This is a genomic window from Acidovorax sp. 69, assembly GCF_002797445.1.
Classification (GTDB): Bacteria; Pseudomonadota; Gammaproteobacteria; order Burkholderiales; family Burkholderiaceae_C; genus Acidovorax.
This window is the reverse complement of sequence record NZ_PGEP01000001.1, coordinates 133,719-149,343: the sequence shown is the minus strand read 5'-3', so window position 1 is coordinate 149,343 and position 15,625 is coordinate 133,719. Positions and strand designations below refer to the sequence as shown.

Sequence of the window (15,625 nt, the reverse complement as noted above, 5' to 3'; positions counted from 1 at the left end):
TGTCAGCTCTGATTTCGGCATAGGGCTCTGGAAGAAATTGATTTTGAAGGCCACAGCATGACAACGAACGAATCCACGACCGCGCAGCGCCTGGAGTTGGTCAGCTGGCGCTTTAAGCCATCCAAGCTGGGCTGCCTTCAAGAAGAGGCTGGCATCATTGAGTTCAAGCCGCTGACCTTGGTTTGCGGTCAAAACAATACTGGCAAGACATGGGTGATGTACGCACTGTACGGGTTCCTGACGGGACTGCGTCTGCGCAACTTGCCAGGGATGGACACTCTTGCCAAAGAGCTAGAACGCGAGGGGCAAGCCAAGTGGGACTTGTCTGCATGGGCCCATGAGCACGGCAAAAAGCTCTCGAAGGCGATTGACCAAGCGATCGAGCGTAGCCTCCCCAGAGTCTTCAACAGCGCACAGGATTTTTTCAAAGGCAGTCGATTTGATTGGGAAGTGGACATCCCTGAGCTAACGGCTCAGGCCATTGCGCGGCCTCTGGATGTCAATTTGGTGTTGGGCCGTGAAAAAAACCAAGTCTTGCGGATGACCAAAGGGGCGGGAGAAAGCGAAGTCCAGTTGGTTCAGCTATCCCCTTTTCCCGGGGTTGAAGACTTCCTCTCCGAGGCGATTGCGAGACATTTGATTGGCAATCCGCCTCGGCGCAATGTGTTCTTAATGCCTGCTGAGCGCAACGGCCTGCACCTTTTTTCACGCGAGTTAGCAAGCCGCCGTTCCGCATTGCTGCACCACGCATCCAAGAAAGACAAGGACATCAACATTGGTGAACTGATCCAGGATGTCATGGCGTCTCGGTACGCCCAGCCCATCGCTGACTACATTGATTGGCTCAACGACCTGCCAGAGATCCGCAAAAAAAAGAAAGGGCCATTTCACGACTTGGCCGAGGAGATCAAAAAGATCATCGGCGGGCGCTATGAGGTGGACGCTGAAGGTGACATCAGCTTCACGCCGTACAAAGCCAAACGGGGCGATGCCAATACCCCGCCGAAGCTCGACCTGCACTTGACATCGTCAACGGTAAAGAGCTTGTTTGGGCTGTGGGCGTACCTTGAATACGACGCGCAGCCTGGCGATGTGCTGATGATTGATGAACCCGAATTGAACTTGCACCCCGCCAACCAACGGCTTATGGCACGCTTGATTGCGAGATTGGTGAATTCAGATTTGCGCGTGGTCGCGAGTACCCACAGCGACTATCTTGTGCGAGAAATCAATTCGCTCATCATGCTGTCACGCCCAGGTACCGTGCAGACCGAACTCATGCAGCGGTATGGCTACAAAACCGAAGAGTTGCTCAAACCAGACCAAGTCTCTGCGTGGTTGTTCCACGACCGTGCGATCCAGTCTATGGACCTTGATGACATCGAAGGCATCGCTGCCGAAACCTTTGACGAGCAAATCCATAGCCTGAATGACACCAGTGATGGCATTTACTACGCCTACCAACAAGCACAAGACTCTGGAGAAAATGGATGAGTGCGCTGGTCACAGCATTCGAGCAACTGATTCCATCGAATTTCCTCCTTACGAGAGAAAGCGGATGTTGGATCGTTAAAGAGCCTGGGGCTGGCAACAGTCGGTTCGAAATCGCCGGAGGGAAGTCGCACGCGTTCACCTTGGATCAAGGCGGAATCACTGTTTTTCCGTTCTTCACAAATGCGGCACTGAAGGGCGTGAAATCTGTCAACGATGCGATCGTCGTGGCGGTCGTCGGACAAGACACCTACGTCGTTGCAGTTGAATTGAAAACATCAAACGGCAAGACAAGCGAGGCGTTGAAGCAAATAGAGTCTGGCAGGCTATTTGCTGCCTGGGTACGGCAGCTACTGAGCTTTTACGGACACTGGACCGGCGGCCCGTGCAAATTCTTTGGCGTGGTGAGCCTCAAACCTCGCAGACAGCCCCGCAAGGGCGGCTCAAGGCGAACTGCAGAGCTACCTATCCCTCGTCAGTCCACACACGGCGCCGATTATCCGTACTTTGTTCTGGAAAATCATCCCAGGGTATCGATCGCTGATTTGGTTCAAAAAATACCGGGTGCACCAGGGACCTGCTGAACGGCAGCACGTATTCGCAAGGCAACGCCAACGCACCCATGGCCACCCTCAACCAGCAGCGCACCCACAAATACATCGCCGCCCGCCAGCAGCACCCGGCCTGGCTGCTGCTGGCCTCGCGGCGGGCACCGCTGGTTTTGAGCTGCATGGATGCACTTTTCGAGCACCAGCGCGATGGCGTGCCGTTTGATGCCGCCGTGCAGGCACTGGGGGACATGCTGGCGGTGCACGCCAATGAGGCGGACTTCGAGATCGACAGCACCGACACCCTGAGCCAGGCCCGGCGCGAGGTGCGAGAGTGGATACGGCGCGGCCTAGTGGTGGAGCGCGAGGGGCGTGTGTTTGAGACCGATGCGCTCAAGACGGCACTGCGCTTCATCGCGCAGCTCGACGGGCGGATGATGACGTCCACCGCATCGCGCCTGGCCGTGGTGCAGCGCGAAATTGACAACCTGGCCGCCGCGCTCAACCCCGACCCGCAAAGCCGCACCGAGCATCTGCAGCGTCGCATCGCAGACCTGCAGCAGCAGCTCGATGATGTGCAGGCGGGGCGCATCGCCACCCTGACGCCGGAGCAGGCCATTGAAGGCATTCGCGAGGTGTATGCGCTGTCAGTCAGTTTGCGGGCGGACTTTCGGCGGGTGGAGGACTCGTGGCGCGATGCCGACCATGCGCTGCGCGAGGCCATCATCAGTGCCCGCCACCACCGGGGCGCGGTGATGGACCAGCTGCTGGATGGCCACGCCAACTTGCTCAACACGCAAGAGGGCCGTGTGTTCGACAGTTTCCATCAACAGCTGTCCAACCAGACAGAGCTGACCGAGATGCGCCAACGCATCCGCCAGATCCTGGCGCACCCGGCAGCGGGCAAGGCACTCGATGGCCTGCAGCACAGCACGCTGCACCTGCTGGTGCAACAGCTCATCAAGGAAGCCAAGGTAGTGCAGGCCGTGCGCGCGCGCAGCGAGCGCGAGGTCAGCCAGTTCATGAAAACCGGCCAGGCGGCCGAGAACCAGCGCGTGGGGCAGTTGCTCAACGACGTGCTGGAGCAGGCCCTGCGCATTGACTGGCAGCGCCAGGCCGTGCGCCGCCAGAGCGCACCGCTACCGCCGCTGGGCGTGGCCCTGGGCAGCGTGCCGCTGGTGGAGCGGCTGCGCGCCAAATCGCTGGACGGCGGCGAGCAAGCCGCGCTGCTGTTGACCACCGAATACGCCGACCTGGGCCAGATGGAGGGCGAGTTCTGGCAAGCCTTTGAAGGGCTGGACAGAGAGGCCTTGCTGCGCAGTACCTTGCAGGTATTGGTCGCCAAGGGCACCCCCATGACGTTGGCCGAGCTTGCCGCCGCGCTGCCACCGGGCGAGCACGACCTGGAGACCTTTGCGCTGTGGCTGGCGATGGCACGGGAGGCAGGGGTGGCGCTGCAGCCTGGCGAGGAACCTATAGAAACGCAGGATGGCGATCAGCACTGGCGCTTCACAGTGCCGCGCGTGGCACTGGATGGCGCGCAACTGGCACAGAGGGAATGGGAGCTGTGATGGAGCCGGATATTTTCGACCGCATGGCCGCCCAGGCCGCAGGCGTTCAGCCACCGCAATCACTATCAAAAGAGAAGCTGCATGCGCCCGCTGAAAGCCAGATTGCCGCACAGAACCCTTCAAAAACGCCGCCCAACGTGCGCCAGGCGCTACAGTTTTTGCTGGCCCATGGCTGGCTCGAATCTGCGGCCAAACCCAAATTGTTCAGTCTGGCAGCAGCTCAAACGACGCTGATCGATGCGCTGCTGGAGCCCCTGGACTTGCGCGTGGTGGTAGACGACGTGCGCGGCCTGGCCTTTTTGGCCGTGGTGCCCGACTACTCGGGCGACGACACCGATGAAAGCGAGCAGGACGACTGGACACACCCGCTGATGAAACGCCAGCGGCTGACACTGGAGCAATCGCTGCTGCTGGCCATTCTGCGGCGCGAGTTTTTGCAGCGTGAGCAAGAAAGCGGCACCGGCGCGGCAGTACGCGTCACCGTTGACAGCCTGCTGCCGCAGCTCGAAACCTACCTGGGTAGCACGGGCAGCGACATGCAAGAGCGCAAGCGCCTGGGCCAGCTGCTGGAAAACCTGCGCACGCACGGCATGGTGACCGAGGTGGATTCGCAAGACTGCATCACCATCCGCCCCATGATCGTGCACCTGCTCAACCCCGAGAACCTGCAAACGCTGTTGCTGCGCCTGCGTGAGGTGGCGGAACAAGGCAGTACCCGTGGCAGTGAAGCCAACGCCGAAGGAGCACCATGAGCGCCGACGCCTCCTTCATTCTGCAAGAGCTGCACTTGTACAACTGGGGCGCCTTTGCGGGCCGCCACCAGGTGGGCATCGACCCCGGCAACAGCGCCATCATTGGCCCCACGGGCAGCGGCAAGACCACGCTAGTCGATGCGCTGATGACGCTGCTGTGCGCCAGCCCGCGCTACAACCTGGCCTCCACCGGCGGGCACGAGAGCGACCGCGACCTGGTGAGCTACGTGCGCGGTGCCAGCGGCCAGGGCAACGACAGTGGCGACCACATTGCACGGCCCGGCCGCTGCGCCACTGGCGTGGCTGCGCGGCTGGTACGCGCTGGCACGGCGGGCCACGAATCCGTCTGGCTGGGCACGCTGCTGTGGTTTGACGGCAGCAGCCAGTCGGCGAGCGATATGCAAAAGCGCTGGTTCTTTGCACAGGGCGAAGGCCACAGCCTGGACCTGTGGCTGGAAGAGCAGCACAGCGGCGGCGCACGGGCGCTGACGCGACTGGCCAAGGACAGCGACGGCGTGCAGATGTTCAGCAGCAAGGCGCCCTACCTGGCCAAGCTGCACAGCTTTTTTGAGGTGGGGCCCAACGCTTTCACGCTGCTCAACCGCGCGGCGGGCCTCAAGCAGCTCAACAGCATCGACGAGATTTTTCGCGAGCTGGTGCTGGACGACCATTCGGCCTTTGACGACGCACAGAATGTGGTGGATGGCTTTGCGGAGCTGGCCTCCATCCATGCCGACCTGGAGCTAGCGAACGCGCAATGGGTGTCGCTGCTGCCCCTGCGCGATTTGGCCGCACGTGAGTTGCAGCAGGCCCAGCACCTGGCGCACCTACAGGCGCTGCAGCAGCAACTGCCGCACTGGTTTGCAGCGCAGGGCACGCACTGGTGGGGCCAGCGCGTGGCGCAGTTGCAGGCACAGATCGCGGCGCGCGATGCTCAGTTGCAGGCGGCGCAAGAGCGCGTCCACACGGCGCGCAAGCACGAGCAGGACTTGCACGGCCTCTACCTGCAAGCGGGCGGTGCCAGCATCGAGTCGCTGCAAGAGAACATCCAGCATGCGCGCAAAGAGCTGGCGCGCATCGAGCACAACCTGGCGCAGTACCAGGCACTTGCGCGCAACCTGGGCTTGGGGACCGATGCCAGCGCTGGCCTTCTGACCACCCACCAGCAGCAAGCGCAGACAGCCATTGCAGACATCGACGCAGGCCAAGCCGAACTGCAGGCCCAGGCCGAGCATGCGATTGCACAGGCCCACAACGCCCACACCCGCCTGAAAGAAACCCAGGCCGAATACGACGCCGTGCGCCAGCGCCCAGGCTCCAACCTGCCCATGGAGTTTCAGCGCTTTCGCGCCGAGCTGGCCGACCACCTGGGCTTGCCGGAAAGCGACTTGCCCTTTGCCGCCGAGCTGGTGGAGGTGCGCAAAGCCGAGCAGGCCTGGCGCGGCGCCATCGAGCGTGCACTGGGCAGCCACCGGCTGCGCATTTTGGTGCCCCACACGGCCATGCACGCCGCGCTGCAGTGGGTGAACCAGCGGCACAACCGGCTGCATGTGCGCCTGCTGGAAATGCGTGAAACCACGCCCACGGCGTTCCTTGCCGACGGCTTTGCACGCAAGCTCAACCTCAAGCCCGCCGCACCCACCCCGCACCTGAACACGCTGCGCCAGTTGCTGTCGGACCTGGACCGCCACTGCGTACCCGACGTGCCAACCCTGGAGCGCACACCGCACGCCATGACGGCGCAGGGGCTGATGTCCAGCAAAACCGGCCACTTCGACAAGCAGGACCAAAAGCGGCTGGACCAGGACTGGATGACGGGCTTTGACAACCGCGATCGGCTGGCGCATTTGCTGCAACAAAAGGAGCTACTAGCGCTTGACCATCAAGCGCTGGAGGCCAAAAAGACCCAAACCCTTGCCACCCAGCGCCAGGCACAGGAACAACGCCAACTGTGGGCCGCACTGCAAGCGCTGCGCCGCGACGACCTGGACACCACTGCCGCCGATGCGCAGTTGCAGTACAAAGCGCAGCAACTGCAGGCGCTGCTGCACCCCGACTCAGACACCGCACAGGCCCAGCAGCGCTGGGAGGCGGCGCAAGCCCAGACCCGCGCTGCGGAGGGGCAACTGCGCGATCTGCAAACGGCACAGACGCAGGACGACACCTTGCGGGCCGCTGCGCAAAAGAAGCACAGCGCTTACCTGGCACGCAGCGCTGGCGCGGCAGTGATCGACGCGGACTTTGCCGCAGACTTTGCGGCACAGCTGGCCAGCGCCGGGCACCGCCTGCCCCCGCTCGACGGCGACAACCTCGAAGCGCAGGAGCGCGATGCAGGCACTGCGGTGCAAGCCAAAACCGCTGAAGCCAGCAAAAAGCTGAACACCCTGCACACCGACATCGTGCGCCAGATGGGCAAAGCCAAGCACGAGGACCGGGGTGCGCTGGCCGACCATGGGCAAGAGGTGCAGGCACTGGCCCACTACCTGCAACGCCTGCAGGTGCTGGAGGAAGAGGCCCTGCCGCACAAGCGCCAGCGGTTTCAGGAATACCTCAACAACACCTCGCAGCAGGGCGTGGACACCTTGCTCAACGGCATCGCCGCACAGGTGGCCGACATTGAAGAGCGCATTGCCCAGCTCAACGACACGCTCAAGCGCGTGGACTTTCAGCCCGGCCGCTACCTGCAACTGGAGCCCCGCGCCGTCGTTCACCAAAGCCTGCAAGAACTGAACCGCGCCCAAGCCCAGTTGCGCACCGAGAGCCTGCGCGACGATGGCGGCCAAAGCCACTACCGCGCACTGCGAGCCATCGTGGAGATGCTGCAAACCCACGCCAGCAACCGCCGCAGCAAGGCCGCACAGGCGCTGCTGGACGCCCGCTACCGCCTGCAGTTTGCAGTGCTGGTGCTGGACCGGGCCAGCGGCCAGATGCTGGAGCGGCGCACCGGCTCACAAGGCGGCAGCGGTGGCGAGAAGGAAATCATCGCCAGCTACGTGCTCACCGCATCGCTGAGCTATGCCCTGTGCCCCGACGGTTCCAGCCGCCCGGTGTTTGGCACCATCGTGCTGGACGAGGCTTTCTCCAAAAGCTCGCAGGCCGTGGCCGCACGCATCATCCAGGCGCTGCGCGAGTTTGGTCTGCACGCGCTGTTCGTCACGCCCAACAAGGAAGTGCGCCTGCTGCGCAACCACACGCGCAGCGCGGTGGTGGTGCACCGGCGCGGCGCGCAGGCCACGCTGGCGTCGTTGCGCTGGGAAGAGATTGACGCATTCCGCCGCAGCACTCCAAGCACTCCGCGCGGCTCTACCGGCATAGAGGCATGAAGTCGCCCCAAGAACTGGCCGCTCGGCTGGCACAGCAATGGGCCAGCGCCGATTGGCGTGAGCGCCAGTTGCTGGGCAGCAGCGCCGCATGGCCGCTGACCCTTTCCATCGGCCAACCCGATTCTGCTGTCTTCATCGGGGACGCCGCCGCGCTGCGCAGCCATCTGCAACAGTGGCGTGCCGTGGAACAGCACGGCCTGGGCAGCGTGCAATGGCAAGAGCGGCGCTACCGGGGCAGCAGCGACGCCATCGCCGTGCCCACGCACTGGCACTTGGCCAAACCCTCGCAGTGCGTGGCAGCCATCAGCCACTTCAAGGTGCCGGGGCATGCGCAGGTCAAAAACGACTATGCCCGTCTCAGCACCCTCATCGCGGGGGTAGAGCGCCCCGGCTTTCAGCGCCTGCTGGTGCGCCGCCTGGTGCAGTGGCGCGACACCCCCGCCGAGGCGGTCATCGCCGCCGCACGCATGGCGCTGCAACTGGAGCCCGGCTGCGCCCAAGGCAAGCCCCTGCGTGCCTTGGCGGTGCAAGGCAACGACAGCAAATTCTTCGAGCGCCACGCCAGCTTGCTCACCACCTTGCTGGACGAGCGCTTCGACGGCGAAGCCAGCCGACAGGGGCTGGTCGGCTTCTTGGGCGCACTGCCAGAGGACGACCACTGGCTGCTCATCGCCCCGTTGGCCCCCGGCCTGCTGCCCTTTGCACGCCTGCGCGTGCGCGCCAGCGAGCTGCTCACCGCACCCCTGCGCGCCCACCACATCCTGCTGGTAGAAAACGAACGCAGCCTGCACCAGCTGCCGCAGCCCCTGGCGGGCACCATCGCTGTGCTGGGCTCGGGTCTCAACCTCGGCTGGCTGGCCGCACCCTGGCTGCCAGCGTCCCGCGTGGGCTACTGGGGCGACCTGGACACGTGGGGTTTGCACATGCTGGCCATCGCACGTGGCCATGTGCCACACCTGCGGCCACTGCTGATGGACCGCGCCACCTTCAGCGCCCACCAAAGTCTGGCCGTGGCCGAACCGGTGCATGCGCCAGACTCGGCTTTAGGCACGTTGACGCGTGATGAGACCACACTGTACGCCCACCTGCGCACGCAGGAAAGGGGACGGCTGGAGCAGGAGTTTTTGCCCACTAACGCCGTACACCCCGCCGTGCGCGCCTGGGTGGATGAAGATTAGGCACAATCCCATCCCCATGCGCTCCCCCATCTCCATCGTCGACGTTGACCGCCTAGAAACTTGGTCCCGCTACCGCGCAGGCCTGTGTGAGACCTGTGCAGCCAACTGCTGCACCATGCCGCTCGAAGTGCAGCTGTCTGACCTGGTGCGACTGGGGCTGGTGGATGCGTTTGAGGCCGAGCACGAAGAGCTCCGGCACATCGCCAAGCGGCTGCAGAAGGCACGGTTGATCGACCACTTCAACCACAAGAACGCGATCTTCACGATGGCGCGGCGGGCGAGTGGGGACTGCAACTTTCTCGACCCCAAGACGCGGCTGTGCACGGTATACGACCAACGGCCCGAGACCTGCCGCCTGCACCCGCAAAAGAAGAGCCCCAAGCCGGGGTATTGCGCCTACGGCGCTCGGGATCTACAGCACCGGAGCTGACGCTCTGCGGCGCAGAACCTCGCGCTGGGGCCGCTGAGGCGAGCGCTGCTGCTACAGTGACCATTCCGTGGACTCTAGAGGGACAACGCCGTGGACACCTCTGCCAGCGTCAGCAACCCGCGCATCTGCGTCGGCATCGGCGGCTGGACCTTCGAGCCCTGGCGCAGCAACTTCTACCCCGCTGGCCTGGCACACGGCAAAGAGCTGCACTACGCCAGTCGCCAGCTCACCGCCATCGAGGTCAACGGCACTTACTACAGCACCTTCAAGCCGTCCACCTTTGCCAAGTGGCACAGCGAGACGCCTGAAGGCTTCATGTTCTCGCTCAAGGCCAACCGCTTTGCGACGAACCGCCGGGTGCTGGCAGATGCGGGTGATTCGATCACCCGATTTGTCGAAAGCGGCATCGCTGAACTGAAGAACAAGCTCGGGCCCATCGTGTGGCAGTTCATGCCGGCCAAGGCGTTTGAGCCGGGGGATTTCGAAGCCTTTCTGGCCCTGCTGCCGCAGCAGGTGGATGGCCTCCGCCTGCGCCATGCGCTGGATGTGCGCCACCCGAGTTTTGCCACGCCCACGTTTGTGGCGCTGGCCCGCCAATACGGTTGCGTGCCTGTCTATACGGACTCCGAGAAGTTTCCCGCCATCGCGGATGCAGAGGCCGACTTTGCCTATCTGCGGCTCATGCGAGGCCAGGCCGAGGTGACCACCGGCTACGCGCCAGAAACTATTGCCCAATGGGCCCAGGGCGTGCGTACGTGGACCGGCGGAGAGCAGCCGCGCGATGTGTTCGTGTACTTCATCAACGGCGCGAAGGAGCGGGCGCCTGCGGGGGCGATGGAGTTGCTCCGACAACTCGGCCTGCGCGCCTAGCAGCGGCGCAGCTACACCGTATCGCGCTGCGTGAAGCCCGCAGGGGTATCGCCGCCATCGGGCACATTGCCCACCACCACGCGGTCCACGCGCGCATGTTCAGGCCCCTGGTGCGCCCAGTCGATGAGGGCCAGCAGGGCCTGCTCTGTGCCCCAGGCGCAGGCCTCTACGCGGCCGTCTTGCCGATTGCGCACCCAGCCTGACACACCCAAGCGCTCGGCGGCCTGAACCATGGACCAGCGGTAGCCCACGCCCTGCACAAGGCCGGTGATCAACAAATGGCGGGTGGTGGTGGAGTTCGGTTCTGCGTTCATGGGGGCACTGTAGCGCGCGCCTTGTGGGATGGGCGTTCCAGCGGCACACTGCCCACCACACGACGCCCATGACCACTAACGCCCGCAAGGCCCTGCCCACCATCAACCCCCAGCGCTGTACCGGCTGCGGCTGGTGCATTGCTGTGTGCCCGCCGCATGTGCTGTCGCTGCAGGTGCAAGGCACGGGGCCCTGGGGCCCCAAGTGCTCTACCCTGCACGATGCGCCGGGCTGCACCGGATGTGCGTTGTGTGCGGTGCGTTGCCCGTTCGATGCCATCCGCATGGTGCGCCTGACCGACCGCGAAGCCCGGTGAGGCCATCGCGCCACAGGCTGACTAGAGAAAAGGTGTGAAAGAACCCGGCATGCCCGCTCATCCCGCCAAAGCACTCCCCTCGTCGTTGCAAATGCTCGCCATTGCCAGAGTGATGACTGTGCGTTGGGCCTCGATCAGAAACGCACTGACAGTCTGCTCTGGCACGCTGGATCCATCCACACCTTCTGAGACGGGTTGGCGTGCCCCCGCCAGCATCCGCTACACTGGGCCCTTCATGTCGTACGCCTCCATCCCCTCCACTGCACGCGCCGCCGCCCTCCAAGGCATGGGCATGATGCCGCCCGCACTCGCGCGGGCCCATGGTGGAAAGCGGGCACTGGGTGCACGAATGATTACCACCATTACCCCCGCGGCCACCTGAGCACGCGCAGGTGGCCGTTTCGGCAGCCACCTGGTGATCGCTCTCTTCTCCCCCAAGACGAATGCACGAAACCCAGCTCTGGCAGCTGGGTTTTTTTGTTTGTTTGTTCGTTAGCCGGAGAAGTCCATGTACCGCGATCCCGCCCAATCCCTTGAACCTCAACCGTTGCACGCTGCCGCTGTGGCTATGCGCCCCCTGCGCGTGGGCATGATTGGCATTGGCACCGTGGGCGCAGGCACCTTCCGGGTGCTGGCGCGCAACCGGGCGCTGATCGCGGGCCGCGCGGGGCGGGGCATCAAGATGGTGGTGGTGTGTGCCCGCAGCCTGGCCCGCGCCATGAGCGTGGTGGGCAAAGACGTGGCGCTGACCAACGACCCCATGCAGGTGGCCACGCACCCCGACGTGGATGTGCTGGTGGAGGCCGCTGGCGGCACCGGCCCGGCACGTGAATGGGTGCTCGCTGCCATCCGCACGGGCAAGCACGTGGTCACGGCCAACAAGGCGCTGCTGGCGGTGCATGGCAACGAGATCTTTGCCGCCGCGCGCCAGCACGGCGTGGTCGTGGCCTACGAGGGCGCGGTGGCCGTCAGCATCCCCATCGTGAAGGCGCTGCGCGAGGGCCTCACGGCCAACCGCATCGAATGGGTGGCAGGCATCATCAACGGCACCACCAATTTCATCCTGAGCAAGATGCGCGAGGAAGGCCTGGGCTTTGCCGAGGCCCTGGCCCAGGCCCAGGCGCTGGGCTATGCCGAGGCGGACCCCACCTTCGACATCGAGGGCATCGACGCGGCCCACAAGATCACGCTGCTGGCGGCCAATGCATTTGGCATGCCGGTGCGCTTTGCCGATGTACAGGTGGAAGGCATCACCACGCTGCAGGGCCTGGATGTGGCGTGCGCGGAGCAGCTGGGCTTTCGCATCAAGCTGCTGGGCGTGGCCAGGCGTCGCACGGGCGGTGACGCAGACGGCGTGGAGCTGCGCGTGCAGCCCGCGCTGGTGCCCGCCACGCACCTGCTGGCGCATGTGAACGGGTCCATGAACGGCATCATGGTCAAGGGCGATGCGGCGGGCGTGACGATGTACTACGGCGCGGGTGCAGGGTCTGAACAGACGGCGTCGGCCGTGATCGCAGACCTGGTAGACGTGGCCCGGCTGGCTGGCACCACGCCTGCGCAACGCGTACCGCACCTGGGGTTCCATGCCCATGCGGTGAGCGAGGCACTGGCCGTGCTGCCGCGCGCGGCCGTGCACACCCGCCACTACCTGCGGGTGCCCGTGCACGCTACACAGCAGGTCGAGGCCGTGGGTGCGTGGCTGGCGGCGCAGCAAGTGCCGGTGCAGCAGGTATCACTGGCGTGCAACAAGCAATTGCCCGCAGGCACCACGCCCCAAGTCCTGGTGCTGACCGACGCCGTAGCCCAGGCCACGGTGGACCTCGCCGTACATGCTCTGGCGTCGCACCCGGCAGTGGCGGGCCCGGCAGTGACACTGCGGTTGGAGCGACTGGAGGGCTAAGCCGCGTTGAATGCATGTTTTTGTCAAAATGACTGTCAGCGCTTATATATAAAGCGCTGACAGCTATCAATTTTGCGTTGCAAACCGCGCGTCTTGTGCGACCTGGAAATGGAATGGCACCAGGCAAAGTCAGAACCACTGAGCCACTCCAAAATTCGCAAGCTGGGCCAATGGCTGTTTGGTTGTTGTACCGGGGCAGCAAGGCTCGGCCGCACTCGATGTGGCGGAGCGCAATCAGGTGCAGATCGTTTTACACCGGTTCAATCATCTCCCGCTCTTTGTGTCTGCGTGGGTCGCCGTCAATGCGCAAAACGATTGAAAGAAGCCGTTGAGCCCGCGTCGCAATGGCAATTGGCGACTGAACGCGAACCCATATCAAGCGGCAAAGTTCTCCGTATCCACTTCGCCAGCACTCTGCGGGCTGTAGCGGGCCCCCGCGACGGTACGCTGATTGATGAGCCCGTCCAGACGCTGCATGGTGGCGGTATCGAGGCGCAGGCCCACCGCGCCCAGGTCATCGTGCAGATGCTCCACGCTGGTAGTGCCCGGGATCGGGATGATGTGCTCGCCCCTGTGCAGCAACCAGGCCAGCGCCAGCTGCGCGGGCGTGCAGCCCACATCGCGCGCCACCTGCTGGTAGCGGTCCAGCAGTTGCAGATTGGCGGCATAGGCCTCGGGCGCAAAGCGCGGCATGGCGCGGCGAATGTCCTTGGCGTCGAGCGTGCTCACATCCCGCAGGTCACCACACAGAAATCCACGCGCCACGGGGCTGAACGCCACGAAGGCCACGCCCAGCTCACGGCAGGCATCCAGTACCGCGATCTCAGGGTTGCGTGTCCACAGCGAATACTCGGTCTGCACCGCCGCAATGGGATGCACGGCATGCGCACGGCGCAGCGTGGCAGCAGACACTTCGGACAAGCCGATGCTGCGGATTTTGCCCGCGCGCACCAGATCGGCCAGCGCGCCCACGCTGTCTTCAATGGGCACCTGCTTGTCCCAACGGTGCAGGTAATACAGGTCGATGACGTCGGTCTGCAGGCGGCGCAGGCTGTCTTCGCAGGTCTGGCGCAGCGTGGCAGGGCGGCCATCAATCACACGCACCAGCTTGGCGTCGCCGTTCACATCCACGCCCTGCATGCCACACTTGCTGGCCAACGTGAAGCGGCTGCGGTGGCTCTTCATCACGCGGCCCACCAGCGTTTCGTTGGCCCCGAAGCCGTACAGCGTGGCCGTGTCGAACAGCGTCACCCCCGCATCCAACGCGGCCAGCAACACACGCTCGCCTTGCTCGGCAGATACTGGGGCGCCATAGGCGTGTGAAAGGTTCATACAGCCCAGGCCGATGGCCGAGACGGAGAAAGGTCCAAGGGTTCGTTGTTGCATGCGACGAGCTTACGCCAAGCACCACAGCCCATGGAGCAGGTCGGACTTGTTGAAGGGTCGCTATGGCGCCAAAGCCGGTGGCCGCTTAGCCCACAGATCCACCCGCTCTCCTGCCGCGCAGGCCGCCAGCAGTTGCGCAAAGCGGGTCTCCCGCGTCGGGGGCCGCTTGGCCGATGTCACCCAATGCAGCATGGCCTTGCGGTAGCCGGGCGGTGTGGCCTCAAAAAACCGCCATGCCTTCTTGTGCCGCTGAAACTCACGCAGCTGCGCCGCAGGCAACTCAGCGGCAGCTGCCTGCTCGTGGGAGTAAATCGCAGACTTGTCGGCCTTGCGGTGGGCAAACGCCTCCAGCCCAGCGGGCGTCACGCGTCCCGCAGCGTGCAACTGCGCCATCTTGGCGATGTTCACGGCACTCCAGATGGACGACTGCTTGCGTGGGGTAAAGCGGATGGAGTACGTGTGATCGTCAATGCGACGCCTCACGCCGTCGATCCAGCCAAAACACAGGGCCTCGTCCACCGACTCGGACCAGGTCATGCTGGGACAGCCGGAGCCCACCTTGTGGAAACCGACGAGCAGCTCCTCGGAGCCTGCAGCATGGGCTTGCAGCCAGTCGCGGAAAGCGGCAGAGGTGGTGAAGAATGTGCCAGTGGACATTGCAGGGGTATTGTTGCGAACGTTGGCAATGGTGCATAGCCCTGTGATCGGCCAGTCCACGATGACAATCGAACCTTGCCGACCTCACGCACCCCGTGGGTCGGCCAGGCTACGCGCTGGCACAGCCCTCGGCACCGCCTCGGAGAAACGGTGGTGATCCATCCCATCGAGTGCCCCTCCTTGGAGGGCACCAGAAACGGCAGATGGAACGCAGAGTCGACCGCGCGGCGCAAAGGTCCGGCTTGGCAGCCCAAACGGCAAAAGCCCGCAACCCCAAGAGATCGCGGGCTTCTACCCACAAAGATTCCAGTTCTTCTAACTCAGAACGGAATGTCGTCGTCCATGTCGTCGAACCCCGACGCAGCGCGGGGCGCCTGGGCCACGGGGGCTGGTGCAGGGCGCTGCGGCGGTGCCGGGGGGCGCGCCTGGGGGGCGGCTGCGCGGCGAGGGGCCTGGTCGTAGCCGCCTTGGTCGCCGCCGCCATAACCGCCACCATCGTCGTAGCCGCCGCCTTGCTGGCCACCGCCTTGTCCGCCACCGCCCATGCCCTGGCGGCTGCCCAGCATCTGCATCTGGTCGGCACGGATCTCGGTGCTGTACTTTTCCACGCCGGACTGGTCGGTCCACTTGCGGGTGCGCAGGCTGCCTTCGACATACACCTGCGAGCCCTTGCGCAAATACTGGCCTGCAATTTCAGCCAAACGGCCGTTGAACACCACCCGGTGCCACTCGGTGGCTTCCTTCATTTCGCCGGACTGCTTGTCTTTCCACTTGTCGGTGGTGGCAATCGTCACGTTGGCCACCTGATCGCCACTGGGGAAAGTGCGCATTTCAGGGTCGCGGCCCAGATTGCCGACGATGATGACTTTGTTTACGGATGCCATGGTGCTG

General features: G+C 64.1%; 15 protein-coding genes. 11 read left to right on the top strand and 4 right to left on the bottom strand.

What is annotated here, in order from left to right; translation table 11 throughout:
* Positions 1 to 57: 57 nt before the first annotated feature.
* The 8 genes from CLU85_RS00680 (at position 58) to CLU85_RS00645 (ending at position 10,163) form a co-directional block, all read left to right on the top strand.
* Positions 58 to 1,494 carry an AAA family ATPase gene (locus CLU85_RS00680; protein WP_100408606.1) on the top strand — a complete coding sequence of 479 codons (1,437 nt, stop codon included), beginning with the start codon at positions 58 to 60 and terminating at the stop codon, positions 1,492 to 1,494.
* Positions 1,491 to 2,075, top strand: coding sequence for a hypothetical protein (locus CLU85_RS00675; protein WP_100408605.1), 585 nt, complete (start codon positions 1,491 to 1,493; stop codon positions 2,073 to 2,075). Before CLU85_RS00680 ends, CLU85_RS00675 begins: the two co-directional genes overlap by 4 nt.
* A 38-nt stretch (positions 2,076 to 2,113) precedes the next feature.
* Positions 2,114 to 3,610, top strand: coding sequence for a DUF3375 domain-containing protein (locus CLU85_RS00670; RefSeq protein WP_100408604.1), 1,497 nt, complete (start codon positions 2,114 to 2,116; stop codon positions 3,608 to 3,610).
* Entirely contained in the window at positions 3,610 to 4,362 is a 753-nt protein-coding gene (locus CLU85_RS00665) for a DUF4194 domain-containing protein (protein ID WP_198509120.1), read from the top strand. The genes CLU85_RS00670 and CLU85_RS00665 overlap by 1 nt, the downstream gene beginning before the upstream one ends.
* A complete protein-coding gene (locus CLU85_RS00660) occupies positions 4,359 to 7,685 on the top strand; it encodes an ATP-binding protein (protein ID WP_100408603.1) in 3,327 nt (1,108 codons plus the stop codon). The genes CLU85_RS00665 and CLU85_RS00660 overlap by 4 nt, the downstream gene beginning before the upstream one ends.
* Entirely contained in the window at positions 7,682 to 8,863 is a 1,182-nt protein-coding gene (locus CLU85_RS00655; protein ID WP_100408602.1) for a Wadjet anti-phage system protein JetD domain-containing protein, read from the top strand. The genes CLU85_RS00660 and CLU85_RS00655 overlap by 4 nt, the downstream gene beginning before the upstream one ends.
* A 16-nt stretch (positions 8,864 to 8,879) precedes the next feature.
* Entirely contained in the window at positions 8,880 to 9,293 is a 414-nt protein-coding gene (locus CLU85_RS00650) for a YkgJ family cysteine cluster protein (RefSeq protein WP_100408601.1), read from the top strand.
* Between the two features lie 90 nt (positions 9,294 to 9,383).
* Positions 9,384 to 10,163: a DUF72 domain-containing protein gene (locus CLU85_RS00645; RefSeq protein WP_100408600.1), complete on the top strand. Its 780-nt coding sequence runs from the start codon at positions 9,384 to 9,386 to the stop codon at positions 10,161 to 10,163.
* An 11-nt stretch (positions 10,164 to 10,174) separates the two neighbouring features.
* Here the strand turns inward: CLU85_RS00645 and CLU85_RS00640 are convergent, their stop codons facing one another.
* Entirely contained in the window at positions 10,175 to 10,477 is a 303-nt protein-coding gene (locus CLU85_RS00640) for an acylphosphatase (RefSeq protein ID WP_100408599.1), read from the bottom strand.
* 68 nt (positions 10,478 to 10,545) lie between these two features.
* On the opposite strand from CLU85_RS00640, the gene CLU85_RS00635 reads away from it, so the two are divergent.
* The 3 genes from CLU85_RS00635 to CLU85_RS00630 all read left to right on the top strand — a co-directional run bounded on the left by CLU85_RS00635 (position 10,546) and on the right by CLU85_RS00630 (position 12,691).
* On the top strand, positions 10,546 to 10,791 hold the full coding sequence (locus CLU85_RS00635; protein ID WP_100408598.1) for an ATP-binding protein: 246 nt from the start codon (positions 10,546 to 10,548) through the stop codon (positions 10,789 to 10,791).
* 235 nt (positions 10,792 to 11,026) lie between these two features.
* Positions 11,027 to 11,173 (top strand): hypothetical protein, encoded by a 147-nt coding sequence (locus CLU85_RS22870; protein ID WP_157803895.1) that lies wholly within the window; start codon positions 11,027 to 11,029, stop codon positions 11,171 to 11,173.
* A gap of 126 nt (positions 11,174 to 11,299) precedes the next feature.
* A complete protein-coding gene (locus CLU85_RS00630; protein WP_100408597.1) occupies positions 11,300 to 12,691 on the top strand; it encodes a homoserine dehydrogenase in 1,392 nt (463 codons plus the stop codon).
* A 375-nt stretch (positions 12,692 to 13,066) separates the two neighbouring features.
* On the opposite strand, the gene CLU85_RS00625 is transcribed toward CLU85_RS00630, so the two are convergent.
* The 3 genes from CLU85_RS00625 to ssb all read right to left on the bottom strand — a co-directional run bounded on the left by CLU85_RS00625 (position 13,067) and on the right by ssb (position 15,618).
* The gene (locus CLU85_RS00625; RefSeq protein ID WP_100408596.1) at positions 13,067 to 14,077 is read right to left on the bottom strand and encodes an aldo/keto reductase; all 1,011 of its coding nucleotides are present in this window, start codon (positions 14,075 to 14,077) and stop codon (positions 13,067 to 13,069) included.
* Between the two features lie 60 nt (positions 14,078 to 14,137).
* The gene (locus CLU85_RS00620; protein ID WP_100408595.1) at positions 14,138 to 14,734 is read right to left on the bottom strand and encodes a YdeI family protein; all 597 of its coding nucleotides are present in this window, start codon (positions 14,732 to 14,734) and stop codon (positions 14,138 to 14,140) included.
* A gap of 320 nt (positions 14,735 to 15,054) precedes the next feature.
* Entirely contained in the window at positions 15,055 to 15,618 is a 564-nt protein-coding gene (ssb, locus tag CLU85_RS00615) for a single-stranded DNA-binding protein (RefSeq protein ID WP_100408594.1), read from the bottom strand.
* Between the last annotated feature and the right edge of the window lie 7 nt (positions 15,619 to 15,625).

What these genes read in the sequence shown, in the direction of transcription:
- CLU85_RS22870 (WP_157803895.1), top strand. Translation starts at nt 11,027, where the DNA reads ATGTCGTACGCCTCCATCCCCTCCACTGCACGCGCCGCCGCCCTCCAA.
- CLU85_RS00620 (WP_100408595.1), bottom strand. Translation starts at nt 14,734, where the DNA reads ATGTCCACTGGCACATTCTTCACCACCTCTGCCGCTTTCCGCGACTGG.
- CLU85_RS00655 (WP_100408602.1), top strand. Translation starts at nt 7,682, where the DNA reads ATGAAGTCGCCCCAAGAACTGGCCGCTCGGCTGGCACAGCAATGGGCC.
- CLU85_RS00635 (WP_100408598.1), top strand. Translation starts at nt 10,546, where the DNA reads ATGACCACTAACGCCCGCAAGGCCCTGCCCACCATCAACCCCCAGCGC.
- CLU85_RS00625 (WP_100408596.1), bottom strand. Translation starts at nt 14,077, where the DNA reads ATGCAACAACGAACCCTTGGACCTTTCTCCGTCTCGGCCATCGGCCTG.
- CLU85_RS00670 (WP_100408604.1), top strand. Translation starts at nt 2,114, where the DNA reads ATGGCCACCCTCAACCAGCAGCGCACCCACAAATACATCGCCGCCCGC.
- CLU85_RS00675 (WP_100408605.1), top strand. Translation starts at nt 1,491, where the DNA reads ATGAGTGCGCTGGTCACAGCATTCGAGCAACTGATTCCATCGAATTTC.
- ssb (WP_100408594.1), bottom strand. Translation starts at nt 15,618, where the DNA reads ATGGCATCCGTAAACAAAGTCATCATCGTCGGCAATCTGGGCCGCGAC.
- CLU85_RS00680 (WP_100408606.1), top strand. Translation starts at nt 58, where the DNA reads ATGACAACGAACGAATCCACGACCGCGCAGCGCCTGGAGTTGGTCAGC.
- CLU85_RS00665 (WP_198509120.1), top strand. Translation starts at nt 3,610, where the DNA reads ATGGAGCCGGATATTTTCGACCGCATGGCCGCCCAGGCCGCAGGCGTT.
- CLU85_RS00650 (WP_100408601.1), top strand. Translation starts at nt 8,880, where the DNA reads ATGCGCTCCCCCATCTCCATCGTCGACGTTGACCGCCTAGAAACTTGG.
- CLU85_RS00630 (WP_100408597.1), top strand. Translation starts at nt 11,300, where the DNA reads ATGTACCGCGATCCCGCCCAATCCCTTGAACCTCAACCGTTGCACGCT.
- CLU85_RS00660 (WP_100408603.1), top strand. Translation starts at nt 4,359, where the DNA reads ATGAGCGCCGACGCCTCCTTCATTCTGCAAGAGCTGCACTTGTACAAC.
- CLU85_RS00640 (WP_100408599.1), bottom strand. Translation starts at nt 10,477, where the DNA reads ATGAACGCAGAACCGAACTCCACCACCACCCGCCATTTGTTGATCACC.